Annotated in this window: 22 protein-coding genes and 2 tRNA genes; all 24 read left to right on the forward strand. The window is 37.3% G+C overall.

Going from position 1 to position 21,924, the window contains the following annotated elements:
* The first annotated feature begins 6 nt into the window (after window positions 1-6).
* Entirely contained in the window at window positions 7-1,467 is a 1,461-nt protein-coding gene (gene mazG, locus BWGOE10_RS00260) for a nucleoside triphosphate pyrophosphohydrolase (RefSeq protein WP_070140507.1), read from the forward strand.
* A 14-nt stretch (window positions 1,468-1,481) separates the two neighbouring features.
* Window positions 1,482-1,757, forward strand: coding sequence for an RNA-binding S4 domain-containing protein (locus BWGOE10_RS00265; RefSeq protein ID WP_070140508.1), 276 nt, complete (start codon window positions 1,482-1,484; stop codon window positions 1,755-1,757).
* 58 nt (window positions 1,758-1,815) lie between these two features.
* Window positions 1,816-2,124 carry a sporulation protein YabP gene (yabP, locus tag BWGOE10_RS00270; protein ID WP_001059101.1) on the forward strand — a complete coding sequence of 103 codons (309 nt, stop codon included), beginning with the start codon at window positions 1,816-1,818 and terminating at the stop codon, window positions 2,122-2,124.
* Window positions 2,121-2,774, forward strand: a complete 654-nt coding sequence (yabQ, locus tag BWGOE10_RS00275; protein ID WP_002107301.1) for a spore cortex biosynthesis protein YabQ — start codon at window positions 2,121-2,123, stop codon at window positions 2,772-2,774. The genes yabP and yabQ overlap by 4 nt, the downstream gene beginning before the upstream one ends.
* Window positions 2,771-3,130 (forward strand): cell division protein DivIC, encoded by a 360-nt coding sequence (gene divIC, locus BWGOE10_RS00280; protein WP_002124547.1) that lies wholly within the window; start codon window positions 2,771-2,773, stop codon window positions 3,128-3,130. Before yabQ ends, divIC begins: the two co-directional genes overlap by 4 nt.
* An 87-nt stretch (window positions 3,131-3,217) precedes the next feature.
* Entirely contained in the window at window positions 3,218-3,703 is a 486-nt protein-coding gene (locus BWGOE10_RS00285; RefSeq protein WP_002009683.1) for a S1 domain-containing RNA-binding protein, read from the forward strand.
* Between the two features lie 159 nt (window positions 3,704-3,862).
* A tRNA-Met gene (locus tag BWGOE10_RS00290) sits at window positions 3,863-3,936 on the forward strand.
* 13 nt (window positions 3,937-3,949) lie between these two features.
* Window positions 3,950-4,021: transfer RNA gene (locus tag BWGOE10_RS00295), tRNA-Glu, on the forward strand.
* Window positions 4,022-4,281: 260 nt separating this feature from the next.
* Complete coding sequence (gene spoIIE, locus BWGOE10_RS00300) at window positions 4,282-6,753, forward strand: stage II sporulation protein E (RefSeq protein ID WP_070140509.1); 2,472 nt, start codon at window positions 4,282-4,284, stop codon at window positions 6,751-6,753.
* Between the two features lie 204 nt (window positions 6,754-6,957).
* A complete protein-coding gene (gene tilS / locus BWGOE10_RS00305) occupies window positions 6,958-8,388 on the forward strand; it encodes a tRNA lysidine(34) synthetase TilS (protein ID WP_070140510.1) in 1,431 nt (476 codons plus the stop codon).
* The gene (gene hpt, locus BWGOE10_RS00310) at window positions 8,385-8,927 is read left to right on the forward strand and encodes a hypoxanthine phosphoribosyltransferase (RefSeq protein ID WP_002124550.1); all 543 of its coding nucleotides are present in this window, start codon (window positions 8,385-8,387) and stop codon (window positions 8,925-8,927) included. Before tilS ends, hpt begins: the two co-directional genes overlap by 4 nt.
* Window positions 8,928-9,012: 85 nt before the next feature.
* A complete protein-coding gene (ftsH, locus tag BWGOE10_RS00315) occupies window positions 9,013-10,914 on the forward strand; it encodes an ATP-dependent zinc metalloprotease FtsH (protein ID WP_070140511.1) in 1,902 nt (633 codons plus the stop codon).
* Between the two features lie 221 nt (window positions 10,915-11,135).
* Entirely contained in the window at window positions 11,136-11,924 is a 789-nt protein-coding gene (locus BWGOE10_RS00320) for a type III pantothenate kinase (RefSeq protein ID WP_070140512.1), read from the forward strand.
* 6 nt (window positions 11,925-11,930) lie between these two features.
* Window positions 11,931-12,806 carry a redox-regulated molecular chaperone HslO gene (hslO, locus tag BWGOE10_RS00325; RefSeq protein WP_070140513.1) on the forward strand — a complete coding sequence of 292 codons (876 nt, stop codon included), beginning with the start codon at window positions 11,931-11,933 and terminating at the stop codon, window positions 12,804-12,806.
* Between the two features lie 117 nt (window positions 12,807-12,923).
* On the forward strand, window positions 12,924-13,847 hold the full coding sequence (gene cysK, locus BWGOE10_RS00330) for a cysteine synthase A (RefSeq protein WP_070140514.1): 924 nt from the start codon (window positions 12,924-12,926) through the stop codon (window positions 13,845-13,847).
* A 223-nt stretch (window positions 13,848-14,070) separates the two neighbouring features.
* Window positions 14,071-15,468: an anthranilate synthase component I gene (gene trpE / locus BWGOE10_RS00335; RefSeq protein ID WP_070140515.1), complete on the forward strand. Its 1,398-nt coding sequence runs from the start codon at window positions 14,071-14,073 to the stop codon at window positions 15,466-15,468.
* A gap of 5 nt (window positions 15,469-15,473) precedes the next feature.
* Window positions 15,474-16,061 carry an aminodeoxychorismate/anthranilate synthase component II gene (pabA, locus tag BWGOE10_RS00340; RefSeq protein WP_002113273.1) on the forward strand — a complete coding sequence of 196 codons (588 nt, stop codon included), beginning with the start codon at window positions 15,474-15,476 and terminating at the stop codon, window positions 16,059-16,061.
* Window positions 16,055-16,927 carry an aminodeoxychorismate lyase gene (gene pabC / locus BWGOE10_RS00345; RefSeq protein WP_070140516.1) on the forward strand — a complete coding sequence of 291 codons (873 nt, stop codon included), beginning with the start codon at window positions 16,055-16,057 and terminating at the stop codon, window positions 16,925-16,927. The genes pabA and pabC overlap by 7 nt, the downstream gene beginning before the upstream one ends.
* Window positions 16,902-17,762, forward strand: coding sequence for a dihydropteroate synthase (gene folP, locus BWGOE10_RS00350; RefSeq protein ID WP_070140517.1), 861 nt, complete (start codon window positions 16,902-16,904; stop codon window positions 17,760-17,762). The genes pabC and folP overlap by 26 nt, the downstream gene beginning before the upstream one ends.
* Window positions 17,763-18,125, forward strand: coding sequence for a dihydroneopterin aldolase (gene folB / locus BWGOE10_RS00355; RefSeq protein ID WP_002159624.1), 363 nt, complete (start codon window positions 17,763-17,765; stop codon window positions 18,123-18,125).
* Window positions 18,122-18,637 (forward strand): 2-amino-4-hydroxy-6-hydroxymethyldihydropteridine diphosphokinase, encoded by a 516-nt coding sequence (gene folK, locus BWGOE10_RS00360; protein ID WP_070140518.1) that lies wholly within the window; start codon window positions 18,122-18,124, stop codon window positions 18,635-18,637. The genes folB and folK overlap by 4 nt, the downstream gene beginning before the upstream one ends.
* Window positions 18,589-18,792 carry a helix-turn-helix domain-containing protein gene (locus BWGOE10_RS00365; RefSeq protein WP_002009706.1) on the forward strand — a complete coding sequence of 68 codons (204 nt, stop codon included), beginning with the start codon at window positions 18,589-18,591 and terminating at the stop codon, window positions 18,790-18,792. The genes folK and BWGOE10_RS00365 overlap by 49 nt, the downstream gene beginning before the upstream one ends.
* A gap of 23 nt (window positions 18,793-18,815) precedes the next feature.
* Complete coding sequence (gene dusB / locus BWGOE10_RS00370) at window positions 18,816-19,814, forward strand: tRNA dihydrouridine synthase DusB (RefSeq protein WP_070140519.1); 999 nt, start codon at window positions 18,816-18,818, stop codon at window positions 19,812-19,814.
* Between the two features lie 159 nt (window positions 19,815-19,973).
* On the forward strand, window positions 19,974-21,473 hold the full coding sequence (gene lysS, locus BWGOE10_RS00375) for a lysine--tRNA ligase (RefSeq protein WP_070140520.1): 1,500 nt from the start codon (window positions 19,974-19,976) through the stop codon (window positions 21,471-21,473).
* Window positions 21,474-21,924 lie beyond the last annotated feature (451 nt).

The raw sequence follows: 21,924 nt of genomic DNA on the forward strand, positions 1-21,924 counted from the left end.
CTGGTTGTGAGTGGAATCATTACTATTTTAGGATTAGGTGCTGGTGAGTTAGATCAGTTAACGATGGGTGTATATCGAAAGATAAAAGAAGCAGACCATATGTTTGTTAGAACGAAGGAACACCCAGTTATAGAAGAATTGGAGAAAGAAGCTATAAAGTATACGGCCTTTGATAATGTATATGAGGCACATGATACATTTGAAATTGTATATGAAACAATCGCGAATACATTGCTAGAACAAGCTAAAGGTGCAGAAATTATTTATGCTGTTCCAGGTCATCCGCTTGTAGCAGAAAGAACAGTTCAGCTACTTTTGGAAAAAGGAGAAGCGGCAAATATTGAAGTGCGAATTGAAGGTGGACAAAGTTTCCTTGATCCGATGTTTGCAAGTCTAAAAATTGATCCGATTGAAGGGTTCCAATTAATTGATGCTACATCATTTGAAAGAGGACAATTAGAATTACGTCAACATTTAATCTTTTGCCAAGTGTATGATGCGTTCGTTGCTTCAGATGTGAAACTGATGTTAATGGAGATGTTACCAGATGATTATGAAGTGTATATCGTAACAGCTGCAGGAACTTCATTTGAGCAAGTAAAAAAGGTACCGTTATACATGTTAGATCATGAAACGGAGTTAAATAATTTAACGAGTGTATATGTACCTCCGGTTAAGGAACGTGCGTCTTTGTATCAGCAGTTTGATGTGCTTAGAGCAATTATTGCGGAACTGCGTGGACCGAATGGTTGCCCATGGGATAAAAAGCAAACTCATCAATCTTTAAAGAAATACTTAATTGAAGAAGCGTATGAAGTGCTAGAAGCAATTGATGAAGAGGATGATGATCATTTAGTAGAAGAACTAGGTGATATATTATTACAAGTTATGCTTCATGCTCAAATTGGAGAGGATGAAGGTTGGTTCTCTATAGATGATATTATTCGGACTTTAGCTGAGAAAATGGTTCGTCGCCATCCGCATGTGTTTGGGAATACGGATGTAAATAATGCTGATGAAGTGATTGCAAATTGGGAAGAAATTAAAAAACAAGAAAAGGGATTCGTGAAAGAATCTGTTTTAGCGGGTATTCCAAAAAGCTTGCCGCAGCTAATGCGTGCTTATGAAATTCAGAAGAAAGCTGGAAAGGTTGGATTTGATTGGGTTGATGTGCAGCCGATGATAGAGAAGGCCTTAGAAGAATGGCAAGAATTCCAACAAGAAGTTGTAAACATGGATGAGAAAAAGATGCTAGGTGAATTTGGTGATTTACTATTTGCATTTGTTAATATAGCTCGTCATTATAAATTAGATCCAGAAGAAGCGTTACGTTCAACTAATGAGAAATTTATGGCTCGCTTTTTATACATGGAAGCAAAAGTAGCTGAAATGAATAAGGAAATGCAAGATTTATCATTAGAACAGTTAGATATTTTATGGGAAGAGGCAAAACAAACAGAGCGTTAATAGGGGGATTTGATATGCGTCTAGATAAATTTTTGAAAGTATCACGTTTAATTAAAAGAAGAACATTAGCAAAAGAAGTGTCTGACCAAGGAAGAATTTCGATTAATGGCCAAGTGGCAAAAGCGAGTTCAGATGTGAAGGTAGAGGATGAATTAACAATTCGTTTCGGGCAAAAAATAGTAACTGTGAAAGTAAATGAATTGAAAGAAACAACTAAAAAAGAAGAGGCAGCAAACATGTATAGTCTCGTTCGTGAGGAAAAAGTGAAAGCGGAAGAAGGCTTGTTCTAAAATAGGTTATCCCTTCATACATTACTATTAGCTAGTATAAAGCTATGGGGGGATTTTCGTGAATAATGGTTACTCACCTATGTCTTCTAATCAACAAAATGTTTCTGTAGAGCATGATATTATCATGCGTGGCAGGCGTGTAATCGATATTACTGGTGTAAAGCAAGTAGAAAGTTTTGATAGCGAAGAGTTTTTACTTGAGACTGTAATGGGTTTTTTAACAATTCGTGGTCAAAATTTGCAAATGAAGAATTTAGATGTAGAAAAGGGTGTTGTATCAATTAAAGGGAAAGTTCATGAGATGCTGTATATTGATGAGAACCAAGGGGAGAAAACTAAAGGCTTCTTTAGTAAGTTGTTTAAATGAGCCTAACAATTCAGTTGTATACAATGCTTTCAATGATTGGGATGGGTGCTTGGATTGGTGCCTCTTTAGATACATATCAACGGTTTTTAAAGCGCCAAGAGCGTAAACGTTGGCTTGTATTTATACAGGATATACTATTTTGGATTGTCCAAGCATTATTCGTTTTTTATGTATTACTGCGTGTGAATGAAGCCGAACTACGTATATATGTATTTTTGGCGTTACTATGTGGTTTTGCAGCATATCAAAGCTTATTGAAAGCACTATACATGAAGATGTTAAATTTTCTCATCTATATTTTTGTGCAAACAACACAATTTTTTGTTCGAATTATACAGCTACTCATGATAAAACCTGTTATTATTATAGCGCAGCTATTTATTGCATTTATATTATTCTTATTTCGTATACTGCTTTCAATTGGACATGTGTTATGGAAAATGGTGATTTGGATATTACTTTTCATATGGAAAGTTTTTTTCTCGCCTGTTCGATTTATTGCTTCGCTCATATGGAAACTTCTCCCTAATCGTGTTAAACTTTTTATAATGAAGCATGTAGGGTTCCTGCAATATGTAGCAAAATTGAAGGGACATATCTTCCAATTATGGGAGCGTATAAAAAAGAAGTTAGGGGGACCTCGGAAATGAGGGAACTGAGACAAAGAACAATCGAAAAACAGAGTCCAAATCCTGTTAAAGAACATATAATACAAACGGATGAGAACAGGAAGCGACTTTATCGCCGTTTAGCGGTTTTTCTTGTCTTTGCTTTTACAATTATTGCTAGTATTAGTGTGACGTTTTATCAACAAAACAGTTCCATTAAAGCAAAAGAAGCAAAAGTTAAGGACATGAAAAAAGAACTGGATTCATTAACGAAAAAAGAAAAGAATCTAAAAGATGAAGTTCAAAAGTTGAATGATGAAGAGTACGTTTTAAAGATTGCTAGAAGGGATTATTTCTTCTCCGGAAAAGGGGAGATAATTTTTCCTGTTTCTAAGTAGAGTATGTCTTATTGACACTACATTTTAGGATTATATATAATAAAGTAAAATTTGACTTTTTAACCACTAAGGAGGAGCATTTTTTTTATGTCAATCGAGGTAGGCAGCAAGTTACAGGGTAAAGTAACAGGTATTACAAATTTTGGGGCTTTTGTGGAGCTGCCAGAAGGCTTAACAGGTCTTGTTCATATTAGTGAAGTTGCTGATAATTATGTGAAAGATATTAACGATCACTTAAAAGTAGGCGACCAAGTAGAAGTAAAAGTTATCAATGTTGAAAAAGATGGCAAAATTGGCCTATCTATTAAGAAAGCGAAAGAACGTGAAAAAACAGAAGGAGATCGTCCACGTGGTGAATACCAACGCGGTGGTGATCAACAACGTTCTGGACGTCCACAACGTAATAATCGTTCTTCCAACAGAGATAACCGCGGTGGCGGTAACGAACGAGCTCCAAAAGAAACATTTGAGCAAAAGATGGCACGCTTTTTAAAAGATAGTGAAGATCGTTTAACTTCTTTAAAGCGTAACACAGAATCTAAACGTGGTGGCCGTGGCGCACGTCGCGGATAATAAGTCCGTTTAATTCTTAACATATAGAGAGGTACCCAGAGTAATTACTCGGGTACTTTTTTATGTGAGAGAATATATTTTTAAAAAAGTTTTTGAGATGTGTTGACTTTAAAACGTATCTGATGTAAGATACTAATTGTCCGTTAAATACGACGACATGGCGGTGTAGCTCAGCTGGCTAGAGCGTACGGTTCATACCCGTGAGGTCGGGGGTTCGATCCCCTCCGCCGCTATATTTAATTTAACGGCCCGTTGGTCAAGTGGTTAAGACACCGCCCTTTCACGGCGGTAACACGGGTTCGAATCCCGTACGGGTCATCTGAAAAGATCATGCAAATTTGCATGGTCTTTTTTGTTGAATATAAATTAAGACGTACAATACTTCTACAAAATCACCCTATATTTTCTGAACATTCTTTCAACTTATTTTAAATAAATTAAATACTATGTATATATGTAGATTTATTTCGAATAAAAAGTCGAACGATTATAAAAGTCAAAACTGTTGTTTTGACAAAAATCCCAACAATCATCTTTTATAATAACAGTAATTAAACTATGCAGGTGGTGTTAAAAATATGCCTAAAGCAGGAAGGACTACTATGAATACAAGTGCATTGGCGATGAATGAAAATCAGCTTGGAACAATAAAGTGGACGAGTAAGTTGCGAATGAAGTTTGAACAAGTTTTCTTTAGATGGGGATTCATTATTGCTGTTATTGGTTTTCTTTTGGGACGAGCATATATATTAACAAACATTTTACCGTTTGCATTGCCGTTTTTTGCTGCTGTTTATGTTATGAAGCGAGATAAAATGCCGCTCGCGTTCTTAGCCCTAATGGGGGGAGCACTTTCAGTTTCGATAGATAATTTATTTTTTACTTTTGCATCTATCTTTACCTTCTTTATTTATAATATCTTCTTTAGTCGGTTTACACGTAAAACTGTTGGACTGGTACCATTCCAAGTATTTATCTCCGCATTAACCGCACATTTAGTTGTTGTATATTTTGCACAGCAAACTGTCACCATGTATGATTTGCTCGTCAGTACGATCGAAGCGGGGCTTAGCTTCGTATTAACGATGATATTTTTACAAAGTGTTCCGCTTTTAGTGGAAAGGAAAGGGAAGCAACAAGCGTTAGAAACAGAAGAAATTGTTTGTTTAATTATATTACTAGCATCTGTTTTAACGGGCACAACGGATTGGTTTGTTTATGATGCTTCTATTCAACATATTTTCACTAGATATTTAGTGTTGGTATTTGCCTTTATTGCAGGGGCAGCTACAGGGTCCACAGTAGGAGTTGTCACTGGGTTAATATTAAGTTTAGCGAATGTGTCTAGCTTGTCTCAACTTAGTCTCCTTGCCTTTTCAGGATTGCTTGGGGGATTGTTAAAAGAAGGGAAGCGTATAGGAGTTAGTTTAGGTTTATTAATTGGTACAAGCTTAATTACATTATATGTAGACAAGCAAACAAGTATTTTAACAACTTTACTTGAATCTGGTGTAGCAATTGTTTTCTTCTTATTAACACCGAAGCTTGTTATGGATCGTATTGCTAAATTTATGCCGGGTACACAGGAACATTCTCAAGATCAACAACAATATTTAAGAAGGGTGCGCGATGTTACAGCAAACAAGATTAATCAATTTGCTAATGTATTTGCTGCTTTGTCTAATAGCTTTTCCGTATATGGGTATGTGGAGCAGGAAGATAAAGAAACAGAAGCTGATTTATTTTTAAGTACAATTACTGCAAAAACATGTCAAACATGCTTTAAGAAGGATCAATGTTGGGTAGTTAATTTTGATAAAACATACGATTATATGAAACAAATAATGAGTGAAACAGAAGAAGGGACGCTGCAGCATAATCGGAAGTTAGTTCGTGAATGGGACAAGCATTGTGTGAGAGGGAAGAAAGTAACGGATTTAGTAGCGGGTGAATTAGATCACTTCTATGAGGGGCAGAAATTAAGAAAACAAATGAAGGAAAATCGTAGAATTGTAGCGGAACAATTACTAGGTGTATCAAAAGTGATGGAAGATTTCGCTAAGGAGATACAACGAGAAAGAGAGAACCATCAAGCGCAGGAGGAGCAAATTTTACAAGCGTTTCGTGATTTCGGTGTCGAAGTGGAGCATGTTGATATTTATTGTTTAGATAGAGGAAGTATTGATATTGAGATGTTGATTCCAGCTGTATCTAATGAACATGGGGAATGTGAGAAGTTGGTTGCTCCAATGCTTTCAGATATTTTAAAAGAGAATATCGTCGTTAAGCATGAAGAGAAATCCTCATATCCAAATGGGCACAGTTTAATATCGTTTGGTTCAGCGAAGACGTATTCTCTGGATACAGGATTGGCCACAGCTGCAAAAGGTGGTGGGTTTGTTTCAGGTGATTCCTACGCGATGATGGATTTGAGCGTTGGTAAATATGCACTTGCGATTAGTGATGGTATGGGAAATGGACAAAGGGCTCATATGGAGAGTAGGGAAACGGTAAAATTATTACAAAAGATACTTCAATCAGGTATTGATGAAGAAATAGCAATTAAGTCCATCAATTCAATTCTTTCTTTAAGGACGACAGAGGAGATGTATACAACGCTTGACTTGGCTATGGTAGATTTACGGGATGCGAGTGCGAAGTTTTTAAAGATTGGATCGACGCCGAGTTTTGTTAAACGCGGAAATAATATTTTGAAAATTGAGGCAAGTAATTTACCGATGGGAATCATTGAAGATGTTGAAGTTGATGTGGTTGGTGAGCAATTAAAAACAGGTGATCTTCTTATCATGATGAGTGACGGCATTTTTGAGGGAGCGCAACACGTGGAGAATCACGAATTATGGATAAAACGTAAAATTAAAGAACTACAAACAGAGGATCCACAGGAAATTGCTGATATTATTATGGAAGAAGTAATTCGCTCTGGTGATGGTTATATAAATGATGATATGACTATTGTGGTGGCGAAAGTAAAGAAAAATATGCCGAAGTGGGCTACGATTCCAATAGTAGGAATGCAGGCGCAATAAAATAATCAAAAAAACCTAGGTAGATACCTAGGTTTTTTTGATTAAAAAGGTAATGTGATTACTTTGTTAAATATACAGGAGGGATGTAAGATAAAAATGTGGATTTTTTACATCTTTTTTTTGCACAATGTTTGTAAAAGTTGTACCATTATATACAAGGTAACTAATGTTGTTGTTCTTGTTTAATGAAAGGTGATTGCGAAGTTGAAAGATGCATTTGTTGAAAAAGTAGATGACTTTGTAAAGCGGCATGATTTATTAAAGAAACATTCAACAATTGTTGTAGGGGTTTCTGGTGGTCCTGACTCTTTGGCTCTTTTATATTATTTGTTAGAAAAAAGGGCAGAAAAACAGCTCGAAATTGTAGTAGCGCATGTGGATCATATGTTTAGAGGTAATGAATCTCATGAGGATCTACAATTTGTACAGGGTCTTTGCAAAGAGCTAGGAGTTATTTGTGAAACGCTAAGGATTAATGTGTCGCAATATCAACAGCAACATGGAATGAATGCGCAAGTTGCTGCTAGAGAATGCAGATATGCATTTTTGGAAAGAATAATGAAGAAATATGATGCGAGATATGTAGCTCTTGGTCACCATGGAGATGATCAAGTAGAGACGATTTTAATGCGCCTTGTACGAGGGAGTACTCCGAAAGGATACGCAGGAATTGCAGTGAAGCGTTCTTTTCATAATGGATATTTAATTAGGCCGTTACTTGGGGTAACTAAGGAAGAAATTGTTGATTACTGTAATAAATTAAAAGTTATTCCGCGTATAGATCCGAGTAATAAAAAGGAAGTATATACAAGGAATCGATTACGTAAATATGTCCTTCCTTATTTGAAAGAAGAAAATCCGCAAATGCATGAGAAATTTCAAAAATTCAGCGTGCAGATGCAAGAGGATGAGGCTTATTTGCAGGAATTAGCTTTTGAGAAAATGAATAAAGTAATTACAAAAAAAAGCGATAAACAAATTAGCTTATCAATTCCTGCCTTTGAATCCATGTCTATGCCTTTACAAAGAAGAGGGATTCAACTAATATTAAACTATCTTTATGAATATAAGGTTCCATCTTCGCTTTCTTCTATACATATTGACAAGGTGATTGAATTTTTTAAGCGGGCACAGCCTTCAGGTTCACTAGATTTTCCAGGTGGTTTGAAAATTGTTCGCACATACGAAGAATGTAGTTTTGGATTTAAACAAGAAATTGCTTCTCCTTTTTCGCAAGATTTATCAGTACCTGGGACAATTATATTGCCGAATGGGGATAAACTTGTAACAGAGGTGAGCGAAGATATACCGAGTAACATGAATGAAACAGTATTTGTTGCTAAGTATAATGATATATCATATCCACTTCGTATTCGGTCTAGGGAAAATGGAGATCGCATGTCAATGCAAGGTATGGCTGGTACAAAAAAGATAAAAGCTGTTTTTATCGAAGCGAAAGTACCGAAAGAAAAAAGAGAAGAATGGCCGATCGTTTGTGACGCAAGTGGAAATATTATTTGGGTGCCCTTGTTGAAACGATCTGCATTTGCTACTTCGAAAGAGATAGCAAAGAAGGGTAAATACATGATTATTCACTACAAAAGCAAGGAGTCTTCCGGGAGGATAATGAAATGATGAATCAAGATATCGAAAAAGTATTAATTTCTGAAGAACAAATACAGGAAAAGGTGCACGAACTAGGTGCAGTTATTGCAGAGGATTACAAAAATACAGTACCTCTTGCGATTGGTGTACTAAAGGGCGCAATGCCATTTATGGCAGATTTATTAAAGAGAACAGATACATATCTTGAAATGGATTTTATGGCTGTATCTAGCTACGGTCACTCTACAGTTTCAACAGGCGAAGTAAAAATCTTAAAAGATCTTGATACTTCTGTAGAAGGTCGCGATATTTTAATCGTTGAAGATATTATTGATAGCGGTCTTACACTAAGCTATTTAGTAGACCTGTTCAAATATCGTAAAGCGAAATCTGTAAAGATTGTTACGTTATTAGATAAGCCAACAGGCCGTAAGGTTGATCTGAAAGCAGATTATGTTGGATTTACTGTTCCTCATGAATTTGTTGTAGGATATGGATTAGATTATAAAGAGCAGTACCGTAATCTTCCTTATGTAGGAGTATTAAAACCAAGTGTTTACTCAAATTAATTAAATATAGGCGTTACAATTGTATAGGAAAGTTTGTCTATGTTACGATTTACTATAGTGTTTATGCCGTGAGAGGAGGTTAGGAATGAATCGTATCTTCCGTAATACCATCTTTTATTTACTGATATTCTTAGTAGTAATTGGAATCGTAAGCTATTTTAATGGTTCGACGCAAAAAACGACATCAGTTAGCTACGATAAATTCATTACTCAACTTGAAAAAGGTGAAGTGCGTAATGTGCAGCTTCAACCGAAAAATGGTGTATTTGAGGTAAAGGGACAATTCAAGACTTCTAGCCAAGGAGAACAATTTGTTACTTATGCACCAAATACTGAGGAATTACAAAAGAAAATTAATGATAAAGCGCAAGGGGCTGAAGTTAAGTATCAACCAGCAGAAGAAACAAGTGCTTGGGTAACGTTCTTCACTTCTATCATTCCGTTTGTCATTATCTTCATTTTATTCTTCTTCTTATTAAATCAAGCTCAGGGCGGCGGTAGCCGTGTTATGAACTTCGGGAAAAGTAAGGCGAAGCTATACAATGATGAAAAGAAAAAAATTCGTTTCCGAGATGTTGCTGGAGCGGATGAAGAGAAACAAGAACTTGTTGAGGTAGTTGAATTCTTGAAAGACCCTCGTAAGTTTGCTGAAGTTGGTGCCCGTATTCCGAAGGGTGTTCTATTAGTGGGACCTCCAGGTACAGGTAAAACTTTACTAGCACGTGCTGTTGCAGGTGAAGCAGGCGTTCCGTTCTTCTCTATTAGTGGTTCTGACTTCGTAGAGATGTTCGTCGGTGTCGGTGCATCCCGTGTACGTGATTTATTTGAAAATGCAAAGAAAAATGCTCCTTGTATCATTTTCATTGATGAAATTGATGCAGTAGGACGTCAACGTGGCGCGGGTCTTGGCGGTGGTCATGATGAGCGTGAACAAACGTTGAACCAATTGCTTGTTGAAATGGATGGGTTCGGTGCAAACGAAGGTATTATTATCATCGCTGCGACAAACCGTCCCGATATTCTTGATCCAGCGTTATTACGTCCAGGTCGTTTTGACCGTCAAATTACAGTAGATCGTCCAGATGTAAATGGTCGTGAAGCTGTACTTAAAGTACACGCTCGTAATAAACCGCTTGATGAGAATGTCAACTTAAGAGCAATTGCAACTCGTACACCAGGATTCTCTGGTGCCGATCTTGAAAACTTATTAAACGAAGCGGCTTTAGTAGCTGCGCGTCAAGATAAGAAGAAAATTGATATGAGTGACATCGATGAAGCGACGGATCGTGTTATTGCAGGTCCAGCTAAGAAAAGTCGTGTTATCTCTGAAAAAGAACGTAATATTGTTGCATTCCATGAGGCTGGCCATACGGTAATTGGTGTTGTCCTTGATGAAGCAGATATCGTTCATAAAGTAACAATTGTCCCTCGTGGTCAAGCTGGTGGATATGCGGTAATGCTTCCGAAGGAAGATCGTTACTTCATGACAAAACCAGAGTTACTTGATAAAATTACTGGTTTACTTGGTGGTCGAGTAGCTGAGGAGATTGTATTTGGTGAAGCAAGTACAGGCGCTCACAACGACTTCCAACGTGCGACTGGTATTGCAAGACGTATGGTTACAGAATTCGGGATGAGTGATAAGCTTGGACCGATGCAATTTGGTAGCTCACAAGGTGGTCAGGTATTCTTAGGAAGAGACTTCCATTCAGAACAAAACTACAGTGATGCAATCGCGCATGAAATTGATGTGGAAATGCAAACAATTATTAAAGACTGTTATGCTCGTGCGAAACAAATTCTTACTGAAAAACGAGATAAGCTTGATATTATCGCGAAAACGTTACTTGAAGTAGAAACATTAGATGCAGAGCAAATTAATCATTTATATGATTATGGCAGATTACCTGAGCGTCCAACGTCTTCAGATGATGTGAAAGTAAACATCAATATGAAGAAAGACGATGAAGATACAGAAGATAAGTAAGAAACGAAGGAGTGACAATAGTCACTCCTTTTTTTATGGAATGAATTTAAGTGGCAAAAGAATTTAAATGAAACTATTATTAAAAATTGAAATAGAGAGTAATCTTTTTGTACAATGATGAGTATAGAAAAACTGATTATATAAGTATGTGTGATATGATGTTTTTATAAGTTTTATACATACTGCACAAATAAAGATTAAATAAGATAAGTGGTGAGAATATGATTTTTGTATTGGATGTAGGGAACACAAATGCGGTACTAGGTGTGTTTGAAGAGGGGAAACTTTGTCAGCATTGGCGCATGGAAACAGATCGTCATAAAACAGAAGATGAGTATGGGATGCTTGTAAAGCAGTTACTTGAGCATGAAGGTCTTTCTTTTGAAGATGTGAAAGGTATTATTGTGTCTTCAGTCGTACCGCCAATTATGTTCGCTTTAGAGCGTATGTGTGAAAAGTATTTTAAAATTAAACCGCTTGTAGTGGGGCCTGGGATAAAAACTGGCTTGAATATTAAATATGAAAATCCACGTGAAGTAGGCGCGGACCGAATTGTAAATGCAGTAGCAGGGATCCACTTATATGGAAGTCCGCTTATTATTGTTGATTTTGGTACGGCTACTACATATTGTTATATTAACGAAGAGAAGCATTATATGGGTGGCGTCATTACGCCAGGAATTATGATTTCGGCAGAGGCCTTATATAGCAGAGCAGCAAAGCTTCCTCGTATTGAAATTACAAAACCGAGTAGTGTTATCGGGAAGAACACAGTAAGTGCAATGCAATCAGGTATTCTTTATGGATACGTTGGACAAGTGGAAGGTATTGTTAAGCGCATGAAAGAAGAAGCTAAACAAGAACCGAAAGTTATTGCGACAGGTGGATTAGCAAAATTAATTTCAGAAGAATCAAATGTAATTGATATTGTAGATCCGTTTTTAACGTTAAAAGGTTTGTATATGTTATATGAACGTAATGCAAATTTACAACATGAGAAGGGTGAATAAATAAGTATGAAAGATTATTTAGTAAAAGCGTTAGCGTTTAATGGAGAGGTTCGTGCTTATAGTGTACGTACAACAAATACAGTAAGTGAGGCGCAAAAACGTCATGATACATGGAGAACAGCTTCAGCGGCACTTGGTCGTTCTTTAACTGCGGGTACAATGATGGGTGCCATGCTAAAAGGTGAGCAGAAGCTAACGATTAAAGTAGAGGGTAACGGCCCGATTGGTCCTATCTTAGTCGATGCCCATGCAAATGGGGATGTACGTGGTTATGTAACGAATCCACATGTTGATTTTGAAGGAACGGAACAAGGGAAATTACGTGTATATCAAGCGGTAGGTACAGAAGGATTTGTAACGGTAATTAAAGATATCGGTATGCGTGAACCGTTTATCGGTCAATCTCCAATTGTTTCAGGAGAACTAGGGGAAGATTTCACATATTATTTCGCGGTTTCTGAGCAGACACCATCTTCTGTAGGTGTCGGTGTTCTCGTAAATGGCGATGATAGCATATTGGCAGCGGGTGGATTCATTCTTCAAATTATGCCAGGTGCGCAGGAAGAAACAATTTCATTTATTGAAGAGCGTTTGCAAAAAATTCCTCCTGTATCACAACTGATTGAACAAGGGCTTTCTCCAGAAGAGCTACTATATGAAGTGCTTGGAGAAGATAAAGTGAAAGTGTTAGAAACAATGGATGTTCAATTTAGTTGTACATGTTCACGCGAGCGCATTGAAAGTGTGCTAATTAGTTTAGGGAAAGCGGAATTAGAACAAATTCGTGCAGAAGAAGAAGAGACGGAAGTTCACTGTCACTTCTGTAATGAACGACATAAATTCGCTAAAGAAGATATTACAAGCCTAATTGAGAGTCTGTAATAAAGAAGTTTAGGCGGAGAATCAGCCGCCCAAATAGATTGACAAACAGGGAATTTTCTGACAAAATCTAAATATAGATAAAACCAATAAAAATACTCGGTGTTAGGAGTGACAGGAATGCGAGTGGCACAATCAGTTTCAGAATTAATCGGGAAAACGCCGATCGTTAAGTTGAACCGCATCGTAGAATCAGACAGCGCAGATGTATACTTAAAATTAGAGTTTATGAATCCGGGGAGCAGTGTTAAAGATCGTATCGCGTTAGCTATGATTGAGGATGCTGAAAATAAAGGATTATTAAAAGAGGGCGATACAATCATTGAGCCGACAAGTGGTAACACAGGTATTGGCTTAGCGATGGTAGCTGCCGCTAAAGGATATAAGGCGATTTTAGTAATGCCAGAAACAATGAGTATTGAGCGTCGTAATTTATTACGCGCTTACGGTGCTGAATTAGTATTGACTCCAGGACCTGAAGGAATGGGTGGAGCAATTCGAAAAGCGACTGAATTAGCAAAAGAGCATGGTTACTTTATACCACAACAATTCCAAAACCAAGCGAATCCAGAAATCCATCGTATAACAACGGGTCCAGAAATCGTTGAACAAATGGGTGATCAATTGGATGCGTTTATCGCAGGTATTGGTACAGGTGGAACAATTACAGGTGCCGGTGAAGTGCTGAAAGAAGCTTATAAAGATATTAAAATTTATGCGGTAGAACCTGCGGATTCACCAGTATTATCTGGTGGAAAGCCGGGACCACATAAGATCCAAGGAATTGGAGCGGGGTTTGTTCCGGATACATTGGATGTAGAGGTATATGATGAAATTATTCAAGTGAAAACGGAGCAAGCGTTCGAATATGCGAGAAGAGTGGCTAGAGAAGAAGGTATTTTAGTTGGTATCTCTTCGGGGGCAGTCGTTTATGCAGCGACAGAAGTTGCGAAGAAATTAGGTAAAGGGAAAAAGGTACTTGTTATTATCCCAAGTAATGGTGAACGTTATTTAAGTACACCGCTTTATCAATTTGAGTCATAATTGAATGTGATTTGAAAAGCATCCTTAAAAAAGGATGCTTTTTCTTTTTTGATTGGAAAAAGGAAAAGAGTGAATGACTAGAAAACTTCATGTAAAATAAGAAGTAGTATAATTAATTTATTTTCACTAGCCCTCAAGTATAATCATTCTCTATATAAATAATTTTATGTAGTTTGAGTTGATTGGCTTAAGAGGGTGGGATAACAGAAGACGGGGTGTTGATATGCAACGAAGAAAATCTTTAGCGCTTTCTATTCCATATCAGTTAGATTTTTTTAAGCAATATAAATTTCTTTCTCAGGATAAGCAGCAACATATTTTGTTAGAAAGTGGACGTGGTGGTCGTTATAACATTGTTGGGCTGGATCCAGTAGCGGTAATTCAGGGTAAGAATGAGACGTTACATATAAGTGAAAGTGGTAAGGAGACAATAGAGCGAGGGAATCCATTAGATTTGATGCAAGCGTATATGGAGAAATGGAAAACGGATTATAATCCGGAGTACCCACCTTTTCAAGGTGGGGCAATTGGATACTTTAGTTATGATTGTATCCGTTATATTGAAAAACTTTCTTCTCTTGCGGAGGATGATATTAATATACCTGACATATTCTTTTTGTTATTTGATGACGTGTTTGTGTATGATCAACAGGAGAAAGTATTATGGATTATTACGCATTATGTAGATGAGTGTGAAGAGGCAGAAGAACGATTAAATGAATGGAAGGGTCTTTGGATGAAAGAAGCACCCAAAGTGACTATGCCGTTTGAATGTCCTGAAAAGAAAAATGAAGCAGTCGCTTTTACGGAAGAGAGCTTTATGAAGGCTGTTGAACGTATTCAAGAATATATTGGAGCGGGTGATGTGTTTCAAGTAAACTTGTCGACAAGACAAGAAAGAACATTACAAACACATCCACTAGAAATATATACAAGTCTTCGTGAAATTAATCCATCTCCATATATGGGTTACTTGGAGTTTGGAGATTTTCAAATTGTTAGTGCTTCGCCTGAATTGCTAATTAAAAAGCAAGGAAAAGAAGTGAGTACAAGACCGATTGCCGGTACGCGCTCTCGAGGAGCAAGTGAACAAGAGGATGAGGAATTAGCGAAAGAATTAATTGAAAACGAAAAGGAAAGAGCAGAGCATGTAATGCTTGTGGATTTAGAACGAAATGACTTGGGCCGGGTTTGTAAATATGGCACTGTTGAAGTAGATGAATTTATGGTAATTGAAAAATACTCACACGTTATGCATATTGTTTCTAATGTGCGTGGTGAGGTGGAAGCAGATAAAGATGCTTTCGATTTGGTGAAGGCTGTATTTCCTGGTGGGACAATTACCGGTGCCCCGAAAATACGTACGATGGAAATTATTGAAGAATTAGAACCTGTTCGCCGAGGGATTTATACGGGTTCAATCGGTTGGATTGGTTATTCTGGAGATACGGAATTGAATATTGTAATCCGAACACTACTTGCTAAAGATGGACAAGCGCATGTGCAAGCTGGAGCGGGTATTGTAATTGATTCAAATCCAAAAAATGAATATAAAGAGTCGTTAAAAAAAGCAATCGCTTTATGGCGTGCAAAAGAAAGTAGCGAAGAAACGGTTAGGTGAGAGAAATGATATTAATGATTGATAATTATGATTCTTTTACATTTAATTTAGTGCAGTTTCTTGGAGAACTTGGACAAGAGCTTGTTGTTAAGCGTAATGATGAAGTGACTATTTCAGATATTGAGAATATGAAACCGGATTTTTTAATGATTTCGCCAGGTCCATGTAGTCCTAATGAGGCAGGAATCAGTATGGATGTTATTAAATATTTTGCAGGTAAGCTTCCGATTTTTGGGGTCTGTCTTGGACATCAATCAATTGCGCAAGTGTTTGGAGGGGATGTTGTCAGGGCAGAGCGTTTGATGCATGGAAAAACATCTTTAATGCATCATGATGGGCAGACGATTTTTTCTGATATTCCAAATCCATTTACCGCGACACGTTATCACTCTCTTATCGTTAAAAAAGAGACGTTACCGAATTGTTTAGAGATAACATCTTGGACTGAAGAAGGTGAAATTATGGCGCTTCGTCATAAAACGTTGCCGATTGAAGGGGTACAATTCCATCCGGAATCTATTATGACTTCTCACGGGAAAGAGTTGCTACAGAATTTCATTCGCAAATATAGCCCAAGTGTGACATCGTGTTAATTTACGTAAATGGCGCGTATGTAGAAGCGAGTGAAGCGAAAATTTCTCCGTATGACCACGGTTACCTATATGGGCTTGGGGTTTTTGAGACGTTTCGTATTTATAATGGTCATCCCTTTTTATTGGGTGATCATTATGAACGCTTAATGGATGCGCTTGATACATTGCAAATCAAATGGATAATGACAAAAGATGAAGTAATGCTTATTTTAAAGAACCTACTCGTTAAGAATGGGTTAGAGCATGCATATGTGCGCTTAAATGTATCGGCGGGTATAGATGAAATAGGACTACAAACGGAAGTATATGAAGAACCGTCTGTTATTGTTTTTATCAAACCTCTAGCAGCTCCAGGGAATGTAGTGGAAAAAGAAGGAGTTATTTTAAAGCAAGTGCGAAATACACCAGAGGGTGCGTTTCGCTTAAAGTCCCATCATTATTTAAATAATATTTTAGGGAAACGCGAAATTGGAAATGTTGTGAATAAGGAAGGTATTTTTCTTACTGAAACAGGTTATGTTGCAGAGGGTATTGTTTCGAATCTCTTTTTTGTTAAAGGAGATATTTTATATACTCCTTCATTAGAAACAGGGATTTTAAATGGAATCACTCGTGCGTTTATTATAAAGGCTGCTGAAGAGCTAGATATAGAGGTAAAGAAAGGATTCTTTACAAAAGATGAATTGCTTTCAGCGGATGAAGTGTTCGCAACGAACTCCATTCAAGAGATTATCCCCCTTTATCGTATAGAGGAGAAAGATTTCCCGGGTAAAGTGGGAGTGGTTACAAAAAGACTTATGGATCTTTATGAAGTGCAGAGAGAGAAATTGTGGAGCAGAAATGAATTGCGAAGAGGAGATGTGTAGTTTGAAGTGGGATTATGATTTGCGCTGCGGCGAATATACATTGAATTTAAATGAGAAGACATTAATTATGGGGATTTTAAATGTAACGCCAGATTCGTTTTCTGATGGTGGAAGTTACAACGAAGTAGATGCTGCGGTGCACCATGCGAAAGAAATGAAAAATGAAGGTGCTCATATTATTGATATCGGTGGTGAATCTACCCGCCCAGGTTTCGCTAAAGTTTCAGTAGAAGAAGAAATAAAGCGAGTTGTTCCAATGATTCAGGCAGTGTCAAAAGAAGTGAAGCTACCTATTTCTATTGATACGTATAAAGCTGAGGTTGCGAAACAAGCGATTGAAGCTGGTGCTCATATTATTAATGATATTTGGGGAGCGAAGGTGGAGCCGAAGATTGCTGAAGTTGCAGCCTATTATGATGTGCCCATTATTTTAATGCATAACCGAGATAATATGAACTACCGCAACTTAATGGCTGATATGATTGCTGATTTGTATGAGAGTATTAAAATTGCTAAAGATGCGGGTGTGCGAGATGAGAATATTATTTTAGACCCAGGTATTGGCTTTGCGAAAACACCTGAACAAAATTTGGAAGCGATGCGTAATTTAGAGCATTTAAATGTATTGGGTTACCCGGTTCTATTAGGTACTTCAAGAAAGTCCTTTATTGGCCATGTGTTAGATTTACCAGTGGAGGAACGTCTTGAAGGAACGGGCGCTACCGTTTGTCTTGGTATTGAAAAGGGCTGTGAGTTTATCCGTGTTCATGATGTGAAAGAAATGGCGCGTATGGCTAAGATGATGGACGCGATGATTGGTAAGGGGGCAAAGTAATTGGATAAAATTTATATCCATGATATGGAGTTTTACGGTTATCATGGTGTATTCCCAGAAGAAAATAAATTGGGTCAGAGATTTAAAGTGGATTTAACGGTGGAGTTGGATTTAAAGCGTGCAGGAGAAAGTGACGACTTAGAGCATTCTGTCAATTACGGGGAGCTTTTCGAACTATGTAGAAAAGTGGTTGAAGATAGAACGTATAAGCTTGTAGAGAGTATCGCTGAAAATATCGCTACAGATATATTGAAACAATATGAGGGTATTTCACAGTGTACAATTAAGGTAATTAAACCGGATCCGCCGATACCGGGACATTATCGTGCTGTAGCGGTAGAAATTACGAGAGAACGTCCATGAATAATATAGCGTACATTGCATTAGGTTCCAATATTGGAGAGCGTTATACTTATTTAACTGAAGCAATTCAGTTTTTAAATAAAAACCAGCATATCCAAGTTGATGATGTTTCGTCTGTATATGAAACTGATCCGGTTGGCTATACTGACCAAAATTACTTTTTAAATTTAGTTATAAAAATTTCTACCAATTTATCACCGCAAGAATTATTGAAAGTAACACAAAAGGTAGAGAATGACCTAGGAAGAAAAAGGGAAATTAGATGGGGTCCGAGGACCATCGACCTTGACATTTTACTATATAATCAAGAAAATATTGAAGCAGAGAATCTTATTGTTCCGCATCCGCGGATGTTCGAAAGAGCTTTTGTTATCGTTCCGTTGTTAGAGATTAATCAAGATATAAAACAAAACATTTCACGTTCACAAGTAGAAGAAATGAAAAGGCGAGAGGGAGTAACGGTATGGAAGCAGAAAAATGGGGAAGACGCATTCGTGCTTTTCGAAAGCTAAAAGGCTATACGCAAGAAGGTTTTGCGAAAGAATTAGGGGTATCTGTATCGGTTTTAGGTGAAGTTGAGAGGGGCAATAGATCACCTTCCCAAGATTTTGTAGTAGAAGTCGCTAAAACATTAAACGTTTCAATAGACGAATTGATGCCAAAGTGACCGTAAAGGAAGGAGTAAGTCGGGTGTTAAAGATTGCAAATATTGAGATGAAAAATCCAGTTGTACTAGCACCGATGGCGGGAGTGTGTAACTCTGCATTCCGTTTGACAGTAAAAGAATTTGGTGCAGGTTTAGTTTGTGCTGAAATGGTAAGTGATAAGGCAATATTACTTAATAACAAAAGAACATTAGATATGTTATATATCGATGAGAGAGAAAAGCCATTAAGTTTACAAATTTTTGGTGGAGAGAAAGAAACTCTTGTAGATGCTGCGAAATACGTAGATAAATATACGACAGCAGACATTATTGATATTAATATGGGTTGTCCAGTACCGAAAATCACTAAGTGTGATGCGGGAGCAAAGTGGCTTTTAGATCCAAATAAAATATATGAGATGGTAGCGGCAGTTGTAGATGCTGTTGAAAAACCAGTTACAGTTAAAATGCGTATTGGTTGGGATGAAGATCATATTTTTGCAGTTGAAAACGCTAAAGCTGTTGAGCGTGCTGGTGGGCAAGCGGTAGCAGTTCATGGACGTACACGAGTGCAAATGTATGAAGGGAAAGCGGATTGGGATATTATTAAACAAGTAAAGCAATCTGTGAATATCCCGGTTATCGGAAATGGTGATGTGGAAACACCGCAAGATGCAAAGCGTATGCTTGATGAAGTTGGTGTAGATGGAGTTATGATTGGTCGCGCTGCTCTTGGGGATCCATGGATGATTTATCGTACGGTAAAGTATTTAGAGACAGGTGAATTAATGCCGGAACCGACAGTGCGTGAGAAAATTGATGTATGTATGTTGCATCTAGATCGTCTTATCGATTTAAAGAACGAAAATGTCGCTGTAAGAGAGATGAGAAAGCATGCAGCTTGGTATTTAAAAGGTGTTCGTGGTAATGCAAGTGTGCGTAATGGTATCAATACTTGTAACACACGTGAAGACCTTGCGAATGTATTAGGTGCATTTGTAGAAGAAGTAGAAGCGAAACAACAAACAATTTACGTTGGTTAATAAGGGGCGTAGGAGATTGACATTCTCCTATACACTTCCTATAATTACGTGAAAGAAAGAAGAACTGCCAGTTAGTTGCTGGCAGTTTTTCTAGTTGAGTAGAAAATGCTATACTGTATATATTGTAAAAATTAATAGAGCTGGAGTGATATCAATATCATGGATAACATGAACCACGAAGAATTAAACGACCAATTGCTTGTTCGTCGTGAAAAGCTACATAATTTACGTGAGCAAGGAATCGATCCGTTCGGTAAACGATTTGAACGCACAAATTCAACAACTGACTTAGTAAGTCTATATGGAGAATTCTCTAAAGAAGAATTAGAAGAGAAAGAAATCACTGTTTCTATCGCTGGTCGTATTATGACAAAACGCGGTAAAGGAAAAGCGGGATTTGCGCACATTCAAGATTTACAGGGGCAAGTTCAAATTTATGTTCGTAAAGATACTGTTGGAGATGAAGAGTACGAGTTATTTACGACAGCGGATTTAGGTGACCTAGTAGGTATTGAAGGTAAAGTGTTCAAAACAAACGTTGGAGAACTTTCAGTAAAAGCAACAGGATTTACACTTTTAACGAAATCTCTTCGTCCATTACCGGATAAATACCATGGATTAAAAGATGTTGAACAACGCTACCGTCAACGTTACTTAGACTTAATTACAAGTATGGAAAGTCGTGAAACATTCGTTACTCGTAGTAAAATCATTCGTGAGATGAGAAGATACTTAGACGATAATGGTTATCTTGAAGTGGAAACGCCTATGATGCATGCGATTGCAGGTGGAGCGTCTGCTCGTCCTTTCACTACGCACCATAATGCGTTAGATATGGAATTATATATGCGTATCGCAATTGAACTTCATTTAAAACGTCTTATTGTGGGTGGATTAGAAAAAGTTTATGAGATCGGTCGTGTATTCCGTAATGAGGGTGTATCAACTCGTCATAACCCTGAGTTTACGATGATTGAATTATATGAAGCGTACGCTGATTATAATGATATTATGAAACTAACAGAAAATATGGTTGCTCATATCGCGAAAAAAGTATTGGGTACAACAACAATCCAATATGGTGATTATGAAATTAACCTAGAACCAGAATGGACACGTCTTCATATGGTAGATGCAATTAAGCAACACTCTGGAGCGGATTTCTGGAATCCAATGAGTGTGGAAGAAGCGCGTGAACTTGCAAAAGAACATAATGTAGAAATTAAGAATACAATGGAAGTTGGTCATATTATTAATGAGTTCTTCGAACAAAAAGTAGAAGATAAATTAATCCAACCAACATTTATTTATGGTCATCCGGTAGAAATTTCGCCACTTGCGAAAAAGAATGACGAAGATCCACGATTCACAGATCGTTTCGAGTTATTTATCGTTGCTCGTGAACACGCAAATGCATTCACGGAGCTAAATGATCCAATCGATCAAAAAGAACGTTTTGAAGCTCAATTAAAAGAGCGTGAGCAAGGTAATGATGAAGCTCATATGATGGATGATGACTATATTGAAGCTCTTGAGTATGGTATGCCTCCTACAGGTGGATTAGGAATCGGTATTGATCGTCTTGTTATGTTATTAACAAACGCACCATCTATTCGTGACGTACTATTATTCCCAGCTATGCGCCATAAACAAGACTAAGCTTTGGAGATTTCTCCAAAGCTTTTTTTATTTCTTTATTTGAGGGGAGAGAAACCTTTTATTAAAAGGAAAGCGAGATTATTGCTCATTAAATGGATGCCAGATTAAAAAACTATACTTATATAGAAGAAAGGTGCTGTTTTTATGCTTTTTTACTAAGTTAAAAATTTTATTAGAAAAACTATTGCATTTCATTTTTCTACATGATATATTAATAACCGTCGCTGATGCGGAAACGCAGAAAACGACAAAAAAGAAATTGAAAAACTTAGTTGACATCGAAAAATGAAGATGTTAACATAAGGAAGTCGCAAATGAGCGACTAAGTAGTTCTTTGAAAACTGAACGAAACAAACAACGTGAACGTCAATTTTTATTTTTAGATGCTAGACAAACTAACTTTATTGGAGAGTTTGATCCTGGCTCAGGATGAACGCTGGCGGCGTGCCTA

The organism is Bacillus mycoides (assembly GCF_001757995.1).
Classification (GTDB): Bacteria; Bacillota; Bacilli; order Bacillales; family Bacillaceae_G; genus Bacillus_A; species Bacillus_A mycoides_B.

What these genes read in the sequence shown, in the direction of transcription:
- BWGOE10_RS00285 (WP_002009683.1), top strand. Translation starts at nt 3,218, where the DNA reads ATGTCAATCGAGGTAGGCAGCAAGTTACAGGGTAAAGTAACAGGTATT.
- BWGOE10_RS00320 (WP_070140512.1), top strand. Translation starts at nt 11,136, where the DNA reads ATGATTTTTGTATTGGATGTAGGGAACACAAATGCGGTACTAGGTGTG.
- cysK (WP_070140514.1), top strand. Translation starts at nt 12,924, where the DNA reads ATGCGAGTGGCACAATCAGTTTCAGAATTAATCGGGAAAACGCCGATC.
- folK (WP_070140518.1), top strand. Translation starts at nt 18,122, where the DNA reads ATGAATAATATAGCGTACATTGCATTAGGTTCCAATATTGGAGAGCGT.
- trpE (WP_070140515.1), top strand. Translation starts at nt 14,071, where the DNA reads ATGCAACGAAGAAAATCTTTAGCGCTTTCTATTCCATATCAGTTAGAT.
- BWGOE10_RS00365 (WP_002009706.1), top strand. Translation starts at nt 18,589, where the DNA reads ATGGAAGCAGAAAAATGGGGAAGACGCATTCGTGCTTTTCGAAAGCTA.
- spoIIE (WP_070140509.1), top strand. Translation starts at nt 4,282, where the DNA reads ATGCCTAAAGCAGGAAGGACTACTATGAATACAAGTGCATTGGCGATG.
- hslO (WP_070140513.1), top strand. Translation starts at nt 11,931, where the DNA reads ATGAAAGATTATTTAGTAAAAGCGTTAGCGTTTAATGGAGAGGTTCGT.
- BWGOE10_RS00265 (WP_070140508.1), top strand. Translation starts at nt 1,482, where the DNA reads ATGCGTCTAGATAAATTTTTGAAAGTATCACGTTTAATTAAAAGAAGA.
- ftsH (WP_070140511.1), top strand. Translation starts at nt 9,013, where the DNA reads ATGAATCGTATCTTCCGTAATACCATCTTTTATTTACTGATATTCTTA.
- pabA (WP_002113273.1), top strand. Translation starts at nt 15,474, where the DNA reads ATGATATTAATGATTGATAATTATGATTCTTTTACATTTAATTTAGTG.
- yabQ (WP_002107301.1), top strand. Translation starts at nt 2,121, where the DNA reads ATGAGCCTAACAATTCAGTTGTATACAATGCTTTCAATGATTGGGATG.
- divIC (WP_002124547.1), top strand. Translation starts at nt 2,771, where the DNA reads ATGAGGGAACTGAGACAAAGAACAATCGAAAAACAGAGTCCAAATCCT.
- lysS (WP_070140520.1), top strand. Translation starts at nt 19,974, where the DNA reads ATGGATAACATGAACCACGAAGAATTAAACGACCAATTGCTTGTTCGT.
- folP (WP_070140517.1), top strand. Translation starts at nt 16,902, where the DNA reads ATGAATTGCGAAGAGGAGATGTGTAGTTTGAAGTGGGATTATGATTTG.
- hpt (WP_002124550.1), top strand. Translation starts at nt 8,385, where the DNA reads ATGATGAATCAAGATATCGAAAAAGTATTAATTTCTGAAGAACAAATA.